This window comes from Maridesulfovibrio spiralis (SeqCode), from assembly GCF_048571135.1.
Lineage (GTDB): Bacteria > Desulfobacterota > Desulfovibrionia > Desulfovibrionales > Desulfovibrionaceae > Maridesulfovibrio > Maridesulfovibrio spiralis.
Map to the genome: position 1 here is coordinate 3,343,480 of NZ_CP182344.1, position 17,690 is coordinate 3,361,169.

Annotated in this window: 13 protein-coding genes; 11 read left to right on the forward strand and 2 right to left on the reverse strand. The window is 47.7% G+C overall.

From position 1 onward, the window contains the following. Nucleotides 1–38: 38 nt before the first annotated feature. From xrtD to ACNI29_RS15010, 11 genes are all read left to right on the forward strand, one after another. The gene (gene xrtD / locus ACNI29_RS14960) at nt 39–1,544 is read left to right on the forward strand and encodes a VPLPA-CTERM-specific exosortase XrtD (RefSeq protein WP_419779173.1); all 1,506 of its coding nucleotides are present in this window, start codon (nt 39–41) and stop codon (nt 1,542–1,544) included. 35 nt (nt 1,545–1,579) lie between these two features. Next, a complete protein-coding gene (locus ACNI29_RS14965) occupies nt 1,580–3,964 on the forward strand; it encodes a tetratricopeptide repeat protein (protein ID WP_419779174.1) in 2,385 nt (794 codons plus the stop codon). 130 nt (nt 3,965–4,094) lie between these two features. Then, nucleotides 4,095–5,486 (forward strand): undecaprenyl-phosphate glucose phosphotransferase, encoded by a 1,392-nt coding sequence (locus tag ACNI29_RS14970; protein WP_419779175.1) that lies wholly within the window; start codon nt 4,095–4,097, stop codon nt 5,484–5,486. A 74-nt stretch (nt 5,487–5,560) separates the two neighbouring features. Next, on the forward strand, nt 5,561–6,136 hold the full coding sequence (locus ACNI29_RS14975) for a polysaccharide biosynthesis/export family protein (RefSeq protein WP_419779176.1): 576 nt from the start codon (nt 5,561–5,563) through the stop codon (nt 6,134–6,136). 38 nt (nt 6,137–6,174) lie between these two features. Further along, nucleotides 6,175–7,830: a hypothetical protein gene (locus tag ACNI29_RS14980; RefSeq protein WP_419779177.1), complete on the forward strand. Its 1,656-nt coding sequence runs from the start codon at nt 6,175–6,177 to the stop codon at nt 7,828–7,830. 12 nt (nt 7,831–7,842) lie between these two features. Next, nucleotides 7,843–9,594, forward strand: coding sequence for a GumC family protein (locus ACNI29_RS14985; protein ID WP_419779178.1), 1,752 nt, complete (start codon nt 7,843–7,845; stop codon nt 9,592–9,594). A gap of 16 nt (nt 9,595–9,610) precedes the next feature. After that, on the forward strand, nt 9,611–10,498 hold the full coding sequence (locus ACNI29_RS14990) for a polysaccharide biosynthesis tyrosine autokinase (RefSeq protein ID WP_419779179.1): 888 nt from the start codon (nt 9,611–9,613) through the stop codon (nt 10,496–10,498). Nucleotides 10,499–10,511: 13 nt separating this feature from the next. Then, complete coding sequence (locus ACNI29_RS14995) at nt 10,512–11,492, forward strand: ExeA family protein (RefSeq protein ID WP_419779180.1); 981 nt, start codon at nt 10,512–10,514, stop codon at nt 11,490–11,492. Nucleotides 11,493–11,506: 14 nt separating this feature from the next. Beyond that, a complete protein-coding gene (locus ACNI29_RS15000) occupies nt 11,507–13,441 on the forward strand; it encodes a DUF4962 domain-containing protein (protein ID WP_419779181.1) in 1,935 nt (644 codons plus the stop codon). Then, nucleotides 13,438–14,412, forward strand: a complete 975-nt coding sequence (locus ACNI29_RS15005) for a sulfotransferase (protein WP_419779182.1) — start codon at nt 13,438–13,440, stop codon at nt 14,410–14,412. Before ACNI29_RS15000 ends, ACNI29_RS15005 begins: the two co-directional genes overlap by 4 nt. After that, nucleotides 14,402–15,850 carry a lipopolysaccharide biosynthesis protein gene (locus tag ACNI29_RS15010; RefSeq protein ID WP_419779183.1) on the forward strand — a complete coding sequence of 483 codons (1,449 nt, stop codon included), beginning with the start codon at nt 14,402–14,404 and terminating at the stop codon, nt 15,848–15,850. Before ACNI29_RS15005 ends, ACNI29_RS15010 begins: the two co-directional genes overlap by 11 nt. Here ACNI29_RS15010 and ACNI29_RS15015 read toward each other — a convergent pair. Together ACNI29_RS15015 and ACNI29_RS15020 are read right to left on the reverse strand one after the other, a co-directional pair. Continuing rightward, nucleotides 15,847–16,884 carry an ABC transporter ATP-binding protein gene (locus ACNI29_RS15015; protein WP_419779184.1) on the reverse strand — a complete coding sequence of 346 codons (1,038 nt, stop codon included), beginning with the start codon at nt 16,882–16,884 and terminating at the stop codon, nt 15,847–15,849. The genes ACNI29_RS15010 and ACNI29_RS15015 overlap by 4 nt on opposite strands. Then, nucleotides 16,881–17,669: an ABC transporter permease gene (locus ACNI29_RS15020; protein ID WP_419779185.1), complete on the reverse strand. Its 789-nt coding sequence runs from the start codon at nt 17,667–17,669 to the stop codon at nt 16,881–16,883. Before ACNI29_RS15020 ends, ACNI29_RS15015 begins: the two co-directional genes overlap by 4 nt. Between the last annotated feature and the right edge of the window lie 21 nt (nt 17,670–17,690).

The window sequence follows — 17,690 nt, forward strand, 5'->3', positions numbered from 1 at the left end:
GCACCTTGCGTTAGTTATTGCTTCGGGGAGTGATATACGTGGCAGCTATTTTATCTTTCGTATCTGTTATTGCGGCTTGGGTTGTGCTTTACTGGGATTCCTTTTCTCCGCTTCTAAGGCGTTGGAATACGGATGATTATTCGTATTGTTGGCTTGTTGTTCCCCTCGCACTTTATGTGGCATGGCAACGCCGCGAATTGTTGCCGAAAGTCATAACTCCGTCGTCCCGATCGGCATACGGAGCCTTACTGCTGGCCGGGATGTTCTATTTTCTCGGTAAAGCGGCCGCAATTGATGCCGTGGTCTTTGTTTCCATGTGGTTGTGCGTGCTCGCACTGGTGCTATTCATTTATGGCTGGCGTTCCATGAAAGCTTTTTTCTTTCCGCTTCTGGTGCTGGCTTTTGCAGTTCCACCGCCGCCTTTTATTAACCGCACCCTCACTTTTAAGCTCAGGCTTGTTTCATCGGATATATCTGTCCGCATAATGCAGTTCTTTGACATTCCCGTTTTCAGAGAAGGGAATGTTATTGATCTTGGTGTTATTCAATTGCACGTCGTTGATGCATGCAGCGGACTGCGTTATGTTTTTCCCACAATTCTGCTCGGTATCCTGATGGGATATTGGTTCAACTCCCGTACATGGCAGCGGGTACTGATCGCTCTTGCGACTGTACCGACGGCAATTTTTGCCAATGCCCTTCGAATTGCAATCGTGGGATATCTGGCCCGAAATGTATCGGTTGAAACTGCGGAAAACTTTTTTCATGATGCTTCCGGTATAGTTATTTACCTGCTTTCGATTGTATTGCTGGCCTCGTGCAGTCTTTTCCTGAATATTATCGGAGGACGAAAAGAGGAGCAGCGCGCTGAATCGCGTCCGGGATATTACGGTCAGCCTGCAGGCAGGGTTGTGCATATCTTTATCATGGCTGCGGTTCTGGGACTGTATTTCGCAACCAATACTCTTCTCCTTTCCGGCCGCGTTATTCCGGAACGGCCCAGTTTCGATAATTTTCCGCTGACTGTCGGTAATTATGAAGGAAAGAGGGAATATTACAGCGATAATATCCTTGAATCTCTCGGCTCTGATGATTATTTTGCCGGAGTGTTCAGGGATAATGATACCGGGCGTGATGTCCTTGTTCTGGTTACCTACTATGATTATCAGGAGCCGCAGCGCGCGGCACACAATCCTATCAGCTGCCTGCTTGGCGGTGGGGGATGGAGCCTTTCCTCCTCTCGCGATCTTTCGGCGGAGCCGGATGGACGTCCTTTCAGGGTGCGCCGGTTGTTGCTGGATAAACCCGGAGAACGTTTATTGGCCTTTTACTGGTTTCAACAGCGTGGCCGTGTTATTACTGATGAGTATATGAATAAATTCTATCTGGCTCTTGATTCCATAACCCGCAGACGTACAGACGGTGCGCTGGTCCGGGTGGAGATGCTGCTCAAAGAGGATGAGACTGTCGAGCAGGGCCAGAAGGTTTTGGATAATTTTATTAAGAACTTTTCATCTGAACTTAAACCTTATATTCCTGAATAGTGTTTTTGTATCGGATAAACAAATCGGGGAAATTAATGCGAAAGAATATTATTGTAATAGGATTGCTTATTGCGGCTGTCCTCCTGCTTGGCGGGTGTGAAAAGCGGCGTGATGACTTCTACCAGAAGGCTCTAGAATACTACAATAAACAGATGTTTACTGAGGCCGGACTGGAGATTAAAAATGCGCTTTCCCTGGATCCGGAGTGCGCTCCCTGTCGTTTGCTGCTGGGCAAGATCGCCTTGGAGAAAGGAAACTTTCAGGGTGCTTTTATCAACTTCAGGTATGCCTCTGATCTTGAGCCTTTGCTGGTCGAAGCCAAAGTTGAGTTGAGTAAGCTTTACCTGCTGGCCCGCGAATATGATGAAGCAGGTGATATGGCCCGTAAGGCTCTTAATCAGGATGCAACTTATATTGAGGCCCGTCTTGTATTGGCTTCTGTTCTCGCTGAGGGCAAGAAGTACGGCGAAGCTGAGAAGATGCTTAAGGTTGCTTTGAATGAAGATCCGGGCAACCCTGATGTATATCTTTCAATGAATAGCGTTTACACCCGCCAGAATGATATGAAAAAAGCTGAGGAAGCATTGCTGGAGGGGCTCAAACGTATCCCCGACAACTCTTCCCTTCTTATGAAGACTGTAGCTTTTTATCGGAGCCTCAATGAAAACGATATGGCTAAGAAGTATGTGGAAAAGCTCCTCGAAGTAGGCGGCGGCGATCCGCGTACAGATGTTTTCGCATCTGAATTTTATTCCGCCTCAGGCGATCTTAATAAGGCATCAGAACTGCTTGGCGAAGTCGTTCGTACTCACCCGGATAACGCGGAGTACAGGGTTATCTACTCCCGCGTATTGAATTCGCAGAAAAGGTTTAACGAGACAGAAAAGATTCTTAATGAAGGTCTGGCTCTGGATAAAAGTTCGTTGCCTATCAGGACCGCTCTTGCCGGGTTGTTTATGTCGCAGGGCAGACAGGATGAAGCGGTTAAAGTGTTGGAAGACGGCATCGCTCTTGACCCTGAAGGTGCTGAAAGTGCTGATCACGTTGTGTACCGCAAGCAGCTTGCCACAATGTTTCTTGATATGAACGAATCGCGCAGGGCACTTGAGCAGCTCGACAATATTATTGAATTGAACCCCAAAGATGCCGAGGCGCATTATTTGCGTGGGCAGATTTATCTGTTTGAGGGACGCGGACAGCTGGCTGTTGCTGAATTCAGACAGGTGGTCAGGGATAACCCTGAAAGTGCCCCGGCCTATGTTCTGCTGGCCCGTGCTCATCTCATCAATGATGAAACAAGTATTGCCATTGAGAACCTCAAAGAGGCGATTACCCTTGATCCTGCTTACGGACCTGCAAGGGAAGTTCTAATCAATACCTACCTTGACCGTAAGGACTGGCATCAGGCCATTCTCGAATTGCAGAGGCTGAGGGAAAAACGTCCTGATGATATTCAGATTTTAGCAGCTATCGGTGATGTGTATGCCATTAAGGGTGATAGAGCTCTGGCTAACCGTACCTATTCCGAGATTTCTCAAAAGTTTCCAGATTCTCCGGTTGGGACCATGAAAATGGCTGAATTGGCTGTCAGTGAAAAGAAGTATGCCTTGGCTGAAAAGTATTACAATAAATCTTTAGATATTGCCCCGGACTCTCTTGCTGCCATTCAGGGTAAAGTGAACACTCTTACCGTGCAGAAGAAATACACTCTTGCTACACGGTTCTGTGAAAAATTACTGACCAAGTTTCCTGATAATCCGAGGATTTACGAACTGCTTGGTCGTGTTTACTCAGCGCGAGGCAATTTTACCGATGCAGAAACCAATTTCTCAAGGGCGATTGATCTTGCACCGGAATGGATGCTTCCTTATCTGCGCATTGGAGATTTGTACGTTGCTGATAATAAATTGAAAGACGGAATTGCCAAGTTTACTGAAAAGGTAAAAGAAGATGCCGATAATCCCGGTCCGCAGTTCATACTTGGACTCTTGTATGAACAGTCCGGTGATTACGAAAAATCCCGCGAGGTTTATTCCCAGCTGCTCCAAAAGCAGCCTGGTTTCCAGCTGGCGGCTAACAATCTGGCATATCTGTTGGCCACACGTTTCTCAGACAGTGGAGAATCCATGTCCGAGGCTTTGAAGCTGGCCCGTGTCGCCGCCAGTAGCCAGAGTCCGGAAGCTCTTGATACTTTAGGATACGTACTTTATCTTAATGGGGAATATGAGCAGGCCATGCATGTGCTGAACTCCGCGCTTCAGGTTTTGCCCGACTTTTCAGCAGCCCTTTTTCATAAGGCCATGGTTTATTCGCGTGAAGGCAAGAATGATGAAGCTAAAAAGATTCTTAATAAGCTTTTGAAAACCAAGGAAGATTTTCCTGAAAGGAAAGAGGCTGAGAATTTACTTAGTCGTTTATAAGGGTGGTGGAAGTTATAATACGAAAGGAGGATGCAGAAATATGCTTCCTCCTTTTTTTTTGCTATTAATATGCTTAGTTAAATTGACTCAAGCTATAATATGATTCTTTTGCCTTAGTTTAAGGGGAATTATGGAACGTAAGATACGCATCTCGCCACATATGCTTAACCCGTTTCACAGGATTCTGGATGTCGGGCTTGGCTTATTTATACTTCTCGGGCTTTATTACATATTTTTTCCTGAGTCGTTGTCTTCAAAATCAACTCATATCGGTCTTCTGTTCTCTGTTACCGCGGCTCTGGCTGTGGTTTCATTTCATCTGACCGGGGTTTATAAAGAATGGGTCGGGTCCGATCTTGTCTCGGAGTGCAACCGAATAGTTGCTGCTGTCTTTCTGATTTTTAGCGGCATGCTGCTTTTCGGTTATACATTTAAAGTATCCAGTGTCTATGCGCGCAGGGTTATTCTGGCGACTATGTTTTTATGGCCGATGCTGCTTTGTCTGGAACGTATTGTTGTCCGCAAATTTGTTTTCCGGATTTTTGCTGACAATCTGGTTTCTCGCAGAGCTGTTGTTGCCGGTTGCGGTTCGCTGGCTCGCTCCCTTGAGAAGTGGGTGGATGTAAATCCGTGGTCCGGTATAAAGATTATGGATTTCTTTGATTCTGTCGAATGCGAATGTGCGGGTGATTTGTCCTGCGCAGGATCGTTAAAAGATCTGCCTGAATACGTTAAAGAGAATCATATCAATCTTGTTTTTATTGCTCTGCCCATGCGTGATGAATCTGTTGTCAAGGACCTTATGCGGGGCTTGGAAGATACTACCGCTCAGATTTTCTTTTTCCCGGATATGTCTATTTTTAAGCATCTTATGGGCAGTGATGTTGCCCATGTCGCCGGGCAGACGGCTATAGTTCTCAGATCTTCTCCCTTTGAAGGCATGAATGGTCTTGTGAAGCGGATGGAAGATCTGGTCATTGCTTCCTTTATCCTGATCATGATTTCTCCGTTTATGCTATTTATTGCTTTGGGCATTAAACTGACATCAAAAGGGCCTATCCTTTTCAAACAGTGGCGTTACGGTCTGGAGGGGGAGCCTTTTCAGATTTATAAGTTTAGGACCATGAAAGTCTTGGAAGATGGATACGATTTTACTCCCGCCACAGATAAAGATCCCCGCATCACCAAATTCGGTCATTTTCTGCGTAAGAACAGTCTTGATGAGCTGCCCCAGTTTTTTAACGTTTTGGATGGTTCCATGTCCATTGTCGGGCCGCGTCCGCATGCAGTGAAGATGAACGAGGATTACCGCAAGCATATCCATGGATACATGCTCAGACATATTTCGAAACCAGGGATTACCGGATTGGCTCAGTTGAACGGTTACAAAGGTGAGATTCGCAGTGACGAGGATATGCAGAAACGAATTTCCTTTGACATTGAGTATCTGCAAAATTGGTCTGCGCTCATGGATTTGAAGATCATTGTGAAAACAGTTTACAAGTTTGCATGGCGTCAGTAATTAACCATGTCTAAAAAATGGCTTAAGAGCTTAAATTCATTACATAAGAACTTTGTGTAGTTTCGGGAGGCTGTATGAATGGCTTAAAATCATTATCTTTTTGTTTTGTTGTCATCTTATTTGCATTTAGTTCGCAGGGTGCTTTTGCCCAATTGACCGTGAACAATGAATACAGGCTTGGACCTGAAGATGTTGTCGAAATATCGGTCTGGGGCGATAAGGAGCTGGCTAGAGAGGTTGTAGTCAGGCCTGACGGCGGGGTTTCTTTTCCTCTTGCAGGAGATATGAAGGCAGGAGGGCTTACTGTTAATGAGCTCCGTGAAGAACTCAAGAAACGCATAGCGGAGTTCATCCCTGATGCACCGGTAACGGTCATCCTGCGTACTGTTGAGCACCCTAAAGTTTATGTCATGGGAAAGGTTAACAATCCCAAGGTGCACGTCATGGGCCAGAATATGACAGTTGTTCAGGCTCTGGCAATATCCGGTGGATTGAGTCCTTTTGCAGAGAGCGGCAGCATCATTATCATCCGCAGAAACAAGGATGGGTCGCAGAAGGTTTTTCCTTTTGACTATGACGAATTGGCTGACGGCGAAAATTTAAAGCAAAATATCCTTTTGCAACCGGGTGATACCATAGTCGTTCCGTAGGGTATTTCTGTTTGGTTTCATTTGGATGGGGGAGTCGGATGTCTGGGGCTGTTCGCAGAATCTTACGCGCAGCTGTATTCAGTCTTGTACTGATACCGGTTTGTGTTGTTTTCGCAGGAGACAGCGGTGTTTCCTGGCGGGTAAGGTTTCCTGTGATTCAACCTTTATCCAATTGGTCTGAAAGAGCCGAGTCCGGAACTGCTGCATTCGTGCCCGACCTTAAAGTTCCTGTCACAAGAGTCACCCTTACGGCTGAGCCTTTTGAACCCGTCGGCGAGCAGAGTGCTGTGGTCAGGGCCGTTGTCCCTGATGAAGTTGTACGCAAACGTGTTGCTGCTTCCATTCAGGTTGCGGACAGTTCTACTGCATCCAAAATGGAATCCTCCGATCCTAACATCACTATAGCCGCCAATGACACCGACGTTTCTGCAGGCGTTAGCTCCAGACATGAAGTCGAAGACCCTGAAATGAAGGTAAAAGCTCCTTCTGTTTCCGTAGTGCCGTCAGAGAGTGCCCGTGTAAAAGAAGCAATTGCAAACGGTGACAGTAGTTTTTTCACAACCCCCAAGAGGGCGGTCGGGCTTTCCGGCAAGGTGGTTAAAGTAAAGCCTATCCTCAGAATGCGTGGAATGTATGACAGCAATGTCGATTACAAGAATTTTGAAGATTTCGTCACTGAGATTACCCCTGCATTGAAAATTGATATTTTTGATGAAGATTTGAAGATTAATTTTAGGGGCGATTTTATTTACAGGGATTACATGAGTCACAATGAATTGGATCGTTATGACTATGATGTGAATTTTTCAGGAAGCTATCAGTTCGACCCCGCATTAAAAGGAAGTATTGATCTGAGTCACAAGCGTTTTCACAACCTTGATCAGAATACTTTTGAAGCGGGCGGTGTAGACCTTGATCCGACTGTAATTTTAAAGACGACAGCTACTCCGTCAGTCACATGGGCAATGGGCGAAAAGGATAATCTTGTCATTTCAAACTATATCGACAAGACAGATTATGAACGTAAGTTGGATTCCGATTACGTGACCAATGTTTTGAGTCTGGTCTGGGGCCATGCTTTGGATAATGAGCGGACGACGTTGTATTTCGGTGAAATGAATACTTTCACCCACTTCAGCCGTGAAGTTGATGGTTTCAAGAGTGACCAGCTTTCATTTCAGGGAGTCGTGGGTCTTGACCATCAGTTTACAGAAGCTTTGAAACTATCCGTGAAGGGTGGGCCCGGATTGACTTTTTCGAATTATTCAAGTGACACTGTTACTGGGGATAGTGTGGATTATCTCTACCAGTTTCGTGCGGAATTGGGCTATCGTGAACTCGAATTCAGCGTGGTTCCCGCCCTTGAGAGGGTTGTACGCCCCGGTAGATATGGTGAAAACGAGGTTTTTGATCAGGCTGAATTATATTTCAGATATGAATTTACCAAGAATTTTACTCTCGACAATATTAACACCTATTGGATGAATGAATCTGACGGTCAGAGCGGCGGCCGCAAACACGAGGCAAAAGGGGTGTTTTCCCAGTCAATATTCAACTGGGTTTTTGAGGAAGACTGGGTCGCGACTTTTGGCTTTAGCGTCAATATGTCGCTCAATGAAATCAGTGGAACCAATAGTGAAAGGTTCAAGACTTGGGTCGGATTTACGTACGCATTTCCGACTGAGATAAATTAAGGGAGCTGGCTAATGCAGGAAAGCTCGGATATTGCATATTATATTGATGTACTTAAACGCAGGAAATATCAGTTTATACTTCCGGCAGGGGTTGTTTTCGCGTTTATTGTCATTTTGGCCTTTGTGTTGGCCCCGGTCTACAAATCAACTGCAACAATCCTTATTGAAGATCAGGATATTCCGCAGGATCTGGTTCAGACTACGGTTACGGGATTTGTCGAAGAAAGATTGCAGTCCATTTCCCAGGTTGTACTCAGTCATGGTAACCTTTTGAATATCATCAAGGAATTTGAACTTTATCCAGACCTTGTTGGTAAATATACCACTGAGGAAATTATCACAAAAATGCGTGAGGATATCCAGCTGGAGCCAATTACCGCAGATGTAACCAACCAGTATTCCGGCCGGCCGGGTACAGCAACTGTTGCGTTTACTCTTTCATACGAAGGCCGCCGACCGCAGAAGGTTGCACAGGTGGCAAACGTTCTGACTTCCCTGTACCTTAAGGAAAATCTTAAGGAGAGGGAGGAAAAAGCTAAATCTACTTTTGAATTTCTTGAGTTGCAGCTTGCTGAGTTGCGTTCTGAGATTTTAGAGCTTGAGTCCAATATTGCTATTTTTAAGGAAGGGCATGTGAATGAGCTTCCCGAGTTGCTGGTTCATAATATGAACTCCATGGAAAGGTTGCAGCGGGAATTGGATCAGGTTCAAGAGCAGATTGTCTCGCTCAAGAACCGTAAAGTGTATCTTGAAGGGCAGAGGGCCAGTATTGATCCCCGTTTGCGCATTGTCGCCAATGACGGAACCCGCTTTCCCACAGCAAGGGAAGATCTGGAAAAGCTGCGCCGTGAATATATGACCCTGCAGTCCAAGTATTCCTCCCGGCATCCTGACGTGCAGGCCATGAAAAAGCAGATTGAGTCCCTTGAAAAGGATGTTGATGCTGCTGACAATATTGATTTCCTGAACCGGGAAATCAAAAACAAGGAACAGGAATTGGGTGTTCTCTTGAAGCGTTACTCCGAGAAACACCCCGAAGTTCTCCTGCTGCGCAAACAGATTGACGCGCTTCACGAGAGGCTTGAAGAGGCTGCATTGCAGGCCGGCATGTTTGATTCTGCGTCCGATCTTCCGGATAACCCGGGCTATATTCAGATCGAAACCCAGATTGCTTCCACTGAGCTTGAAATTGCTGAAGCCGAGCGCAATTATGCTGAATTGATAAATAAGTATAGTGGCTACCAGCGCAGGGTTGTGAATACCCCGCAAGTGGAGCAGGAATATAAAATCCTGCTGCGTGATTATGAAAACGCACAGCTCAAATATCAGGACATCAACAACAGGTTGCTTTCTGCCCGTGAAGCAAAGGGACTGGAGCAGAGTCAGCTGGCGGAACGCTTTACCCTGATTGACCCCCCGATTGTCCCGGAAAAACCGATTCGCCCGAACCGGCTGGCTTTGATCCTTGTTGGTTTCGTGCTGGCTCTTGGTGTCGGGGCCGGGACCGGTACAGTGCTGGAATTCATGGACCGTTCAATCCGCAGGGCTGAAGAATTGTCGTCTCTCGTTAAGTATCCGGTACTTGCGATTGTTCCTTACTGGGAAACTGAACAGGAAGCCCGGTCACAGGTGCGAAGGAAGTGGGTTATGGTGCTTGGTGTCTTTTCTTTCATGATCATAGGTGTGGCCGCAGTTCATTTCTTCTATATGCCGCTTGATATTATTGCTGTTAAAGTGGTCCGTAAAATTGTGTTGAATTTTTAGTGAACAGGGAGTCGTTATGAGTAAACTGCTCAAGGCCGTTGAAAAGGCCAGACAAAATCGTATGCAGCGTGATGAGCAGGCAGGCGAGGTGCATTCCGAAGCACCGGCCGATCAGGCCGGAGCCAAAATGCCGTCTCCGGCCCCTGAACAGTTCAGTGATCCAATCGTTGATACTGCTGTTGCGGAAGGGAAGGCTGTAAGCTTACCCAAAAAATTTTACAGCGATGACATTGTGCTTGATGAGATGGGGCTGGCGAATAGCAGGATTCTGACCAAGCACAGCAGTGCATCATTTACTGATATATACAACCTGTTGCGAACACAGATTTTTCATCGGACAAAAAGGGATAATCACAATGTATTGATGGTCACCAGTGCCATGCCGGGTGAGGGCAAGACGATTACCTCAATCAACCTTGCCATAAGCATTGCCCGGGAAGTAGACCAGTTTGCCCTGCTGGTGGATACCGATATGCGTAATCCCAGCATTCACAAGTATCTTGGTATTGATGTGGAGAAGGGGCTGACCGACCATCTTCTGCATGATATTCCTGTACCGGATCTTTTGATCAAGCCGGGCATTAATAAGCTTTCTTTTCTTCCGGCAGGAGAACCCATCAAAGGGTCAACCGAGATTCTCGGGTCTCCCAAACTGCAGGAATTGATTACTGAAATGAAGGAACGTTATCCTGACCGATATGTGGTCTTCGATTGCCCCGATTTATTGCATGCTCCTGATGCGCTGGTTTTTTCCAGTTATGTGGACGGCATTATATTTGTTGTGGAAGCTGGTAAGACCTCACGCGAGTATGTGCAGAAGGCGTTAAATCTTCTTGAAGGGCGCAATATTGTGGGGATAGTGCTTAATAAGACTGAAAAGGAAAGTCTGAATGTTGTCAGCTGAGGCGGTGGTTTAAATGTATCGTGAATTTTACGGCTTGAACGAAAAGCCTTTCAATATTCTTCCCGACCCGGATTATTTTTATCTGAGCCAATGGCATCAGCAGGCCATAACTCACATTGAATACGGGATGATGAATGGAGACAGCCTTATTCTGCTTACCGGTGATGCCGGTACAGGCAAGACATCCATTATTTACAGGATGGTTGTTGATCACCTTGATGATACAATTGTCGGGGTAATCTTCAACAGTGCTGTGGGAGGCGATCATATCGTTGAAATGATCCTTACCGAACTCGAAGCAGAAATGCCTGAGAACCCTACTCCTGCATCCTGCCTTGATGCTCTACAGCAGCATCTGCTGAATATTTACACAAAGGGTGAAAAAAAAGTTCTGCTGATTCTGGATGAAGCCCAGAACCTGAGTGATGAAGCACTTGAGCAAGTGCGCATGATCTCCAATCTGCAGGCCGGAAAGGATAATCTCATTTCCATACTTATGGTCGGTCAATCAGGATTCCGAAGCCGTCTGCGCAAGGCCCGGTACAGTCAGATCGTACAGCGGATTGTGGTCAGTGCCCATCTTTCCCGTCTGCGAAAACAGGAAGTCAAAGAATATATTTATTACCGTTTGCGTCAGGGTGGAGCAGAAGATCCGTCTTGCATTTTTTTAGATGCTGCAGTGGATAAAATAATAGAATATTCCCACGGCATTCCTCGCAATATCAATGTTCTTTGTGAGGGATCGCTTATTTACGGTTTTGCGGATGATATCAAGCCTGTCACCGCCGAGGTGGTGGAGACTTTTGCTGAGGAACGCATTAGTGACGGTCTGCTTACCGTTCCTGAATCTTCCCGTCTTTACGATGAAGATGAGGTTGGCCGGTATGTGGAAGAACTGGAAAAACGGGTTGCCAGCCTTGAGTCCTCTATGGGTATTGTGAAGCGTACCTTGGTCAAGATCATACAGAAGCTTAAGGGTTTCAACGATAAATAACGACAGGGGGCGCGATGCGGATTAAACCGGTTCTGGCTGCACTGGTTTTATTGTCGGTTATGTTGGTTCCATGTTCCGTGCTGGCTGCCGACTATTCTGTTTTCAGGGAACGTCCCCGGCTTTATTTTAATGAGGCCCGGCTCAATGAATTGCGCGCTCTTAAAGATAAACAGCCTTATTCCGATCTTCTGCGTATCATTCGAAAACGTGCCCGTGGCCTCGTCGGCAACAGGGCGCTGACCAGTCTCATGCGGCTTAATGATGAAGCTTTACGCCGTCCGGCGGACGGATTGGTCGATCATGCTTTCTATCATCTGATCACAGGGGATAATTCCTCATGGGTTGTTGTACAGGATTTATTGCGGACTTTTAGTGCCTCTCCCCGCTGGGCCAGCAATGAAGACATAGGCGCGGCCCATTCCCTTTTTGCTTTATCCCTTTCATATGACTGGTTTTATGATGATTTGTCTTCGGCCCTGCGGCTGATGGTCAAGGATGCGATTATTGAGCATGCGGAAATTCTGGATGAAATTATCCGTACTAAACGTCTTTGGTGGGCGCAGGAGCGCGGTTATCTCCAGAACCATAATTATGTGAACTCCGGTGCTCTGGCTGTGGCCGGGATTGCCCTTTACGGGGAAGACCGACGGGCCTCCAAGTGGCTTAATACCGCTCAAGCAAATTTTACGAAGGTTTTGCCGCTGCTTTCCCCTGACGGTGCTTCCCATGAGGGGATCGGTTATTGGAGTTACGGAACTCTCTGGCTGCTCAATTATTATATGGCTATGGCTCCGGCACAGGGTTTTGATGTTGTGCGGGAGAGCGGTTTTTTGCGCAACACGGCTAAGTTCAGGCTTTATTCTTCGCTGCCGGGTTTTCAATACAATGTTGACTTTGCGGATTCACCGAAGGTCGATTTCTATGGTCCGGGGGCGATTTTGCGCGGTCTGGCCCGAATTTTCAAGGATGGTCATGCCCAGTGGCTGGCTACTAAAATTGAGCAAAAAAGGCGCATGAACACCGTCCTCTGGCAGGATTATGTCTGGTACGATCCTGATCTTGAACCTCAGGAACCGCAGGACCTGCCGTTGCATGCATGGTTTGGCAATCTCGGAATTCTGCTGACCCGTTCGTCATGGGCGGACGATGCGTCACTGGTCTTTTTCAAATGCGGTCCTCCGCAGGGATTTCATGCCCAGTCCAAGGGGATATACACCGGGTCGCACATTGATCCCGATGCCGGACATTTTGGGGTGTGGCTTGGGAAGCGTTCTCTGGTCAATGATGACGGATTCCTGCTTAAGAAATTTTCCATCAACCACAATGTGCCCGTCTTCAATAAGATCGGGCAGTTGGGTGAAGGAACAGCCGTCTTTAACCTCTACGACTATAAAAAAGGTAAAGGGGCGACCCCGAAGCCTCGTTTCGTGAGCGGTGACGGTTATCAGGGTGTGGAGGTTGAGTTGGCAGGATACTACCCGCGTTCGGTTCGTCCGAAATCATGGAAGAGGGCGGTTGTGGTCATTAACGGTGAAGATATTTTTGTGCGTGACCGCATTGTTCCATCCGGTATGACCGAAGTTCTTTATCCTATTCATATTTACCGCAAAGGTCGGTTGGTGCATGATGCCGGTGCAGGAAAAGTCTGTATTGAGCGCGAGAGCGGTTATGCTCTGAATTTTCAAGGACAGGGTTTCAATACATCTCTTAAGCGTTATGCGGGATTGCTGCAGTTTATGGGGAAGAAAATTCCCCGCGTCGGGATGCTTTATAAGGTAGAGCGTAAGACCTCGTCACCTTTGGTCATGTTTACCGCAGTGGGCCGTACTGAATATGGGTGCGCAGACCCCGTGCTATTTGATTCTGCTGCCGGGGAAAATCTCGATGTAGATTGTCGTAGCGGTAAATTCAGAATTAATTTTTCGAAGCTTGAGGTTGTAAAATTATGATCCACGCCTTTTTGCTATATGACAGCAGGTCCGGCTCTACTTTGCTTTCATCACTTTTGAACTGCTATGCCGGAGTCGTGGTCACGCAGGAAAGTCATTTCATTTCCCTTATGCTGGAAAATTACCGCGACGAGCAGGCCATGACTGTCGACGGTTTGATGGACCTGATCTATTCGGAACCCCGTTTTTGTGAATGGAATTTGGAGCGCGAGAAGTTGCGCGGCAGATTTACCGGGTTGGATCGGTTGACTTACCGGTTGGTAATTGATGCCGTCTTTGCGGAATATTTTGCTGTGCGCGGTGAGGCCGATCCGGAAGTGTTGCTCATCAAAGGCGCGCGTCATGATGCCCATCTGTCCAAATTACGTGAAATCCTGCCGGATGTGAAATTCATATCACTGCTGCGTGATGGGCGTGCGGTCTTCAATTCCAAGCTGGATATGGTTTCCCTCAGCGGGATGAAGATGTCCAATAATGTTTTTCAGGCAGCTTTTGATTGGAAGAAAATGCTGCGCAGGCTGGATGATCAACCCCTGATCAGGTTGCGTTTTGAAGACCTGCTGAAGAATCCCGAATTTGAGGTTAACCACCTGCTTGACGTGCTTGGTGTGAGTTCCGCAGGGCGTGAGATGACCTCGACGCAGCAGGATTATTATCAGCTCATCGGCAAAAAGCAGAAGCACCTGCATAAGAACGTTGGTAAGAAGCCGGACCGTAAAATCGCAGTAAAATGGAAGGACCGCTTGAGCCCTGCCCAGATTCAGCTTTATGAGTTGATCTGCGCCCGCGAGCTTCTGGATAACGGCTACCAGCTCTGTGCTCCGCGCGATCTGCCTTTTAAGGAAAGCGCGAAAATGATTTTGGGACAGGGGCTGCACTGGGTCTGGCTGAAGCTGCGCAACATCTTTTATTATACCTTTATTGACAGAAGTATTTTTCGCAAGTTGAGGGAAAAACGGTTTGAGCAGTGATCATTCAAATTTGAAAAAGCTGGTTCTTGTTTTTACTGCCAAGGGAGTAAAAGGGGTCGGCGGTTTGCTGCTGGCATGGTTGCTGGCCAAGAAGTACGGGGCTTATGGTTCCGGGCTTTTTTTTATCGGCTATACCTTTGCTTTTCTTGTAGCAAATTTCGCCCAGCTGGGTATCGGCAACGGCTGTCTACGCTTCATTCCAAAGGTTCGGGAAGAGCATGAATCCAACCTCTCGGCCATGTGGACTCTTGCGCAGTTGATTGTCGGTGGCTTTGGACTGCTGCTTTCTGCTGTTTTTATGTTTTTTGCCGAACCTGTGGCCGGATTGGTCTTCAAAGATGTGTCAAAGTGGGCGTATATTTTTTGTGCTTCACCCATAATTTTTTTCTGGAGCCTGACCAGAATCAATATCATGGTCCGTCAGAGCCTTGGCGATATGTCCGGGATTACTCTGGTGGAGAACCTGCTGCTTCCTCTTGGGATGCTGATACTCGGCGGTTTTGCTTTTGCTGTTGATTTCAGCGTTTTGTTTTTTCTTGGTACAGTGTCCGCGCTTTATATGGGGGCGTTTTTGTATTCTTTTTGGAGCACGCGCAACGATTACGGGTTACGTTTTTCTTTGCAGTTGCGCAGTTCTCTGGAATTTCGGGATATTCTTATTTATTCCATCCCGCTGCTGACCATCGCTTTTTCACAGACTTCGCTGATCTGGATAAACACACTTATTCTTGGAGCTGTCGGTTCCGTTGTCGATGCCGCGCTTTTTGTAGCCGCCATGAAGGTCGCGGTGTCTATCTCGATTCTGCTTTACACATTTAATAGCGTTTATGCTCCGCAGATTTCCGCCGCTTATGCCCGTGATGATCATGAGTCTATCCGCACACTTTACCGCGATGCCACCCATGCGTTGACCTTTTTTTCATTTATACTGCTGGCCGGGGTGGCGGTCTACGCGGACCTGATCATGAGTCTTTTCGGTGCTGATTACAGCGCGGGAACACAGTGTCTGCTCTGGATGCTTGCCGGGCAGATTTGCAATTGTTACACGGGGCCGGTGGGTTATCTGCTGATTCTTTCCGGTAAATCAAAGCTGGAAGTGTTCAATACCGTGGCGGGCCTGATCCTGAATGCCGGGCTTTGCCTGTTGCTTTACCACAGCCTTGGAGTGAGCGGGGCCGGGTTGGCTTTCTGCCTCTCAAACGTGCTGGTGAATATGCTGCGTTACTTCCAGTGCCGCAGGTTCTTCCATATCATCTGGCTCGATCGCAGACAGTTGACTTTCGTTCTCCTGCAAGCCGTTTTGATATGCAGCTACATTTTCTTCAGCTTCAAGAATGTGAATAGGGAACTGCTGGTAGCCGGATTGCTCTTTGCCTATATGCTTTTCAGCTTTAGCAGTATTAAATCATTATTCGAAAGCCTGCGTTCCAGAAATTAGAACAGATGCAGGCTTTTTGACGGGATTGCTGTCATGATTTGCCTGCCCGGTTCAAGCTCCCCTGATCCTATCATTTTGCGCGGCACAAGGGCGTAGATTTCCATTCCATCCAAATCGAGGGTTACACGGGCATGAAAGCCCCCCGCTGTAATTCCTTTGATGGTGGACCGGAAGCTGTTTAAGCCGTTGCTGCCGTTGATCTCGCTGCCCAGCAGTACTTCTTCCGGTCTGAAAGCCAGCCGTGTTTCTGATCCGCTTCTTTCTGCGCAGCATTCCAGTTCCAGACAGCCGAGTTTGACCTTGTTGTCAACGGGAGTGCAGCTGTGGATATTGGTCATGCCTACGAATCCGGCAACAAATTCAGAACCGGGGGAATTGAAGATATCCCGTATTTTACCATTGCGGACCAGCTTGCCGTTCCTGATGATGGCCCCGTTATTGGAGAGATAGAGTGCTTCATCAAAGTCGTGGGTGACCATCACAAAGGTGATCCCGGTTTCATGGTGCAGGTCTTTGAGCAGGTCCTGTACTTCCTGCCTGAATGAAGGGTCCAGCGCGGAAAGAGGTTCATCGAGCAGCAGCACTGCCGGATTAACCAGCAGGGCGCGGGCAATAGCCGCCCGCTGCCTTTCTCCGCCGGAAAGGTGGCGGGGGGTGCGGGTCAGCAGATGTGAAATATTCAGTTTTTCGGCAAGCTCTTTGGCTTTGCGGGCTGCATTGCCTTCGCTGATGCCCTGATATTTTGCGCCGAAGGTGATGTTTTCAAGCACGCTCAAATGCGGGAAGAGTGCGTAATCCTGATAGACGATGGACAATCCCCTTTGTTCGGGGGGCAGATGCACAATCTCTTTGCCTGAAATTTTTATGGAACCGGAGGCAACCGGGACCAATCCGGCTATTGTTTCCAGCAGAACGGATTTTCCTGACCCGGTGGGGCCTAGCAGGGTGAAGAAGTCGCCTTCCGGGATGTGCAGATTTATATCCTGCAGGGAGAATTTAGGGAGTTCTACATTCAGCTTTTCAATTTTAATCATGATTCCCTGCTCCCCAGTCCGCGTGATAGAATTCGCAGTGCCGCAAAGAGCACCAATGAAAGGAAAATAAGCCAGATAGCCACCGGACGGGAATAGGAAAGTCCGTAAGCGGTGAACCGTTCATACATGAGTACCGGAGCGATCATCGGATGGTAGGCCACAATAACAACCGCGCCGAATTCACTGAGCGCGCGGGCCATGCACATGATCATTCCAGTCAGCAGGGAACGCCATGCAAGGGGCAGGGTTACCCGGTAAAATGTTTGTGCCGGGGAAGCTCCCAGAGTTCGGGCTGCTTTTTCCAGCCGTTCCGGGACGTTCTCAAAGCCGTCGCGGGCCGCATTGAGATAAAAGGGTAATCCCACAAAGACCAGAACAGCCACAATGCCTGTATTTGTCCCCATGATGCGGATTCCGGCATCCAGAAGCATCTGCCCGATCCAGTGGTTGCGTCCGGCTATGGAAAGCAGGGCGATACCGATAACCGGGTGCGGGATCATGATCGGCATGTCGATGATGGATTCGATCAGTCCCTTGCCTTTGAAGTCCTTGCGGGCCAGCAGGAAAGCGAAGGGAGTGCCGATTGCGAAAGATATGAAAGCTGCCAGACCGGAGCAAAGCATACTACGGGTGATGGCCGCACGCACGTCCGGGTCCATTATGGTCTGGAGCAGTTCGTCATAACTGGAACCGAGAATCAGCTGGCTTAAGGGAACCAGAATGAAGCCAAGTACCAGAATAGTGGAAACTATGCCGCTTACGGATGTTTTGTGGAATTTTCTCATGGGATGGAAAGCTGGGAAGCC

Coding starts and splice junctions, on each gene's coding strand:
- ACNI29_RS14965 (WP_419779174.1), top strand. CDS start 1,580: ATGCGAAAGAATATTATTGTAATAGGATTGCTTATTGCGGCTGTCCTC.
- ACNI29_RS14970 (WP_419779175.1), top strand. CDS start 4,095: ATGGAACGTAAGATACGCATCTCGCCACATATGCTTAACCCGTTTCAC.
- ACNI29_RS14975 (WP_419779176.1), top strand. CDS start 5,561: ATGAATGGCTTAAAATCATTATCTTTTTGTTTTGTTGTCATCTTATTT.
- ACNI29_RS14980 (WP_419779177.1), top strand. CDS start 6,175: ATGTCTGGGGCTGTTCGCAGAATCTTACGCGCAGCTGTATTCAGTCTT.
- ACNI29_RS14985 (WP_419779178.1), top strand. CDS start 7,843: ATGCAGGAAAGCTCGGATATTGCATATTATATTGATGTACTTAAACGC.
- ACNI29_RS14990 (WP_419779179.1), top strand. CDS start 9,611: ATGAGTAAACTGCTCAAGGCCGTTGAAAAGGCCAGACAAAATCGTATG.
- ACNI29_RS14995 (WP_419779180.1), top strand. CDS start 10,512: ATGTATCGTGAATTTTACGGCTTGAACGAAAAGCCTTTCAATATTCTT.
- ACNI29_RS15000 (WP_419779181.1), top strand. CDS start 11,507: ATGCGGATTAAACCGGTTCTGGCTGCACTGGTTTTATTGTCGGTTATG.
- ACNI29_RS15005 (WP_419779182.1), top strand. CDS start 13,438: ATGATCCACGCCTTTTTGCTATATGACAGCAGGTCCGGCTCTACTTTG.
- ACNI29_RS15015 (WP_419779184.1), bottom strand. CDS start 16,884: ATGATTAAAATTGAAAAGCTGAATGTAGAACTCCCTAAATTCTCCCTG.
- ACNI29_RS15020 (WP_419779185.1), bottom strand. CDS start 17,669: ATGAGAAAATTCCACAAAACATCCGTAAGCGGCATAGTTTCCACTATT.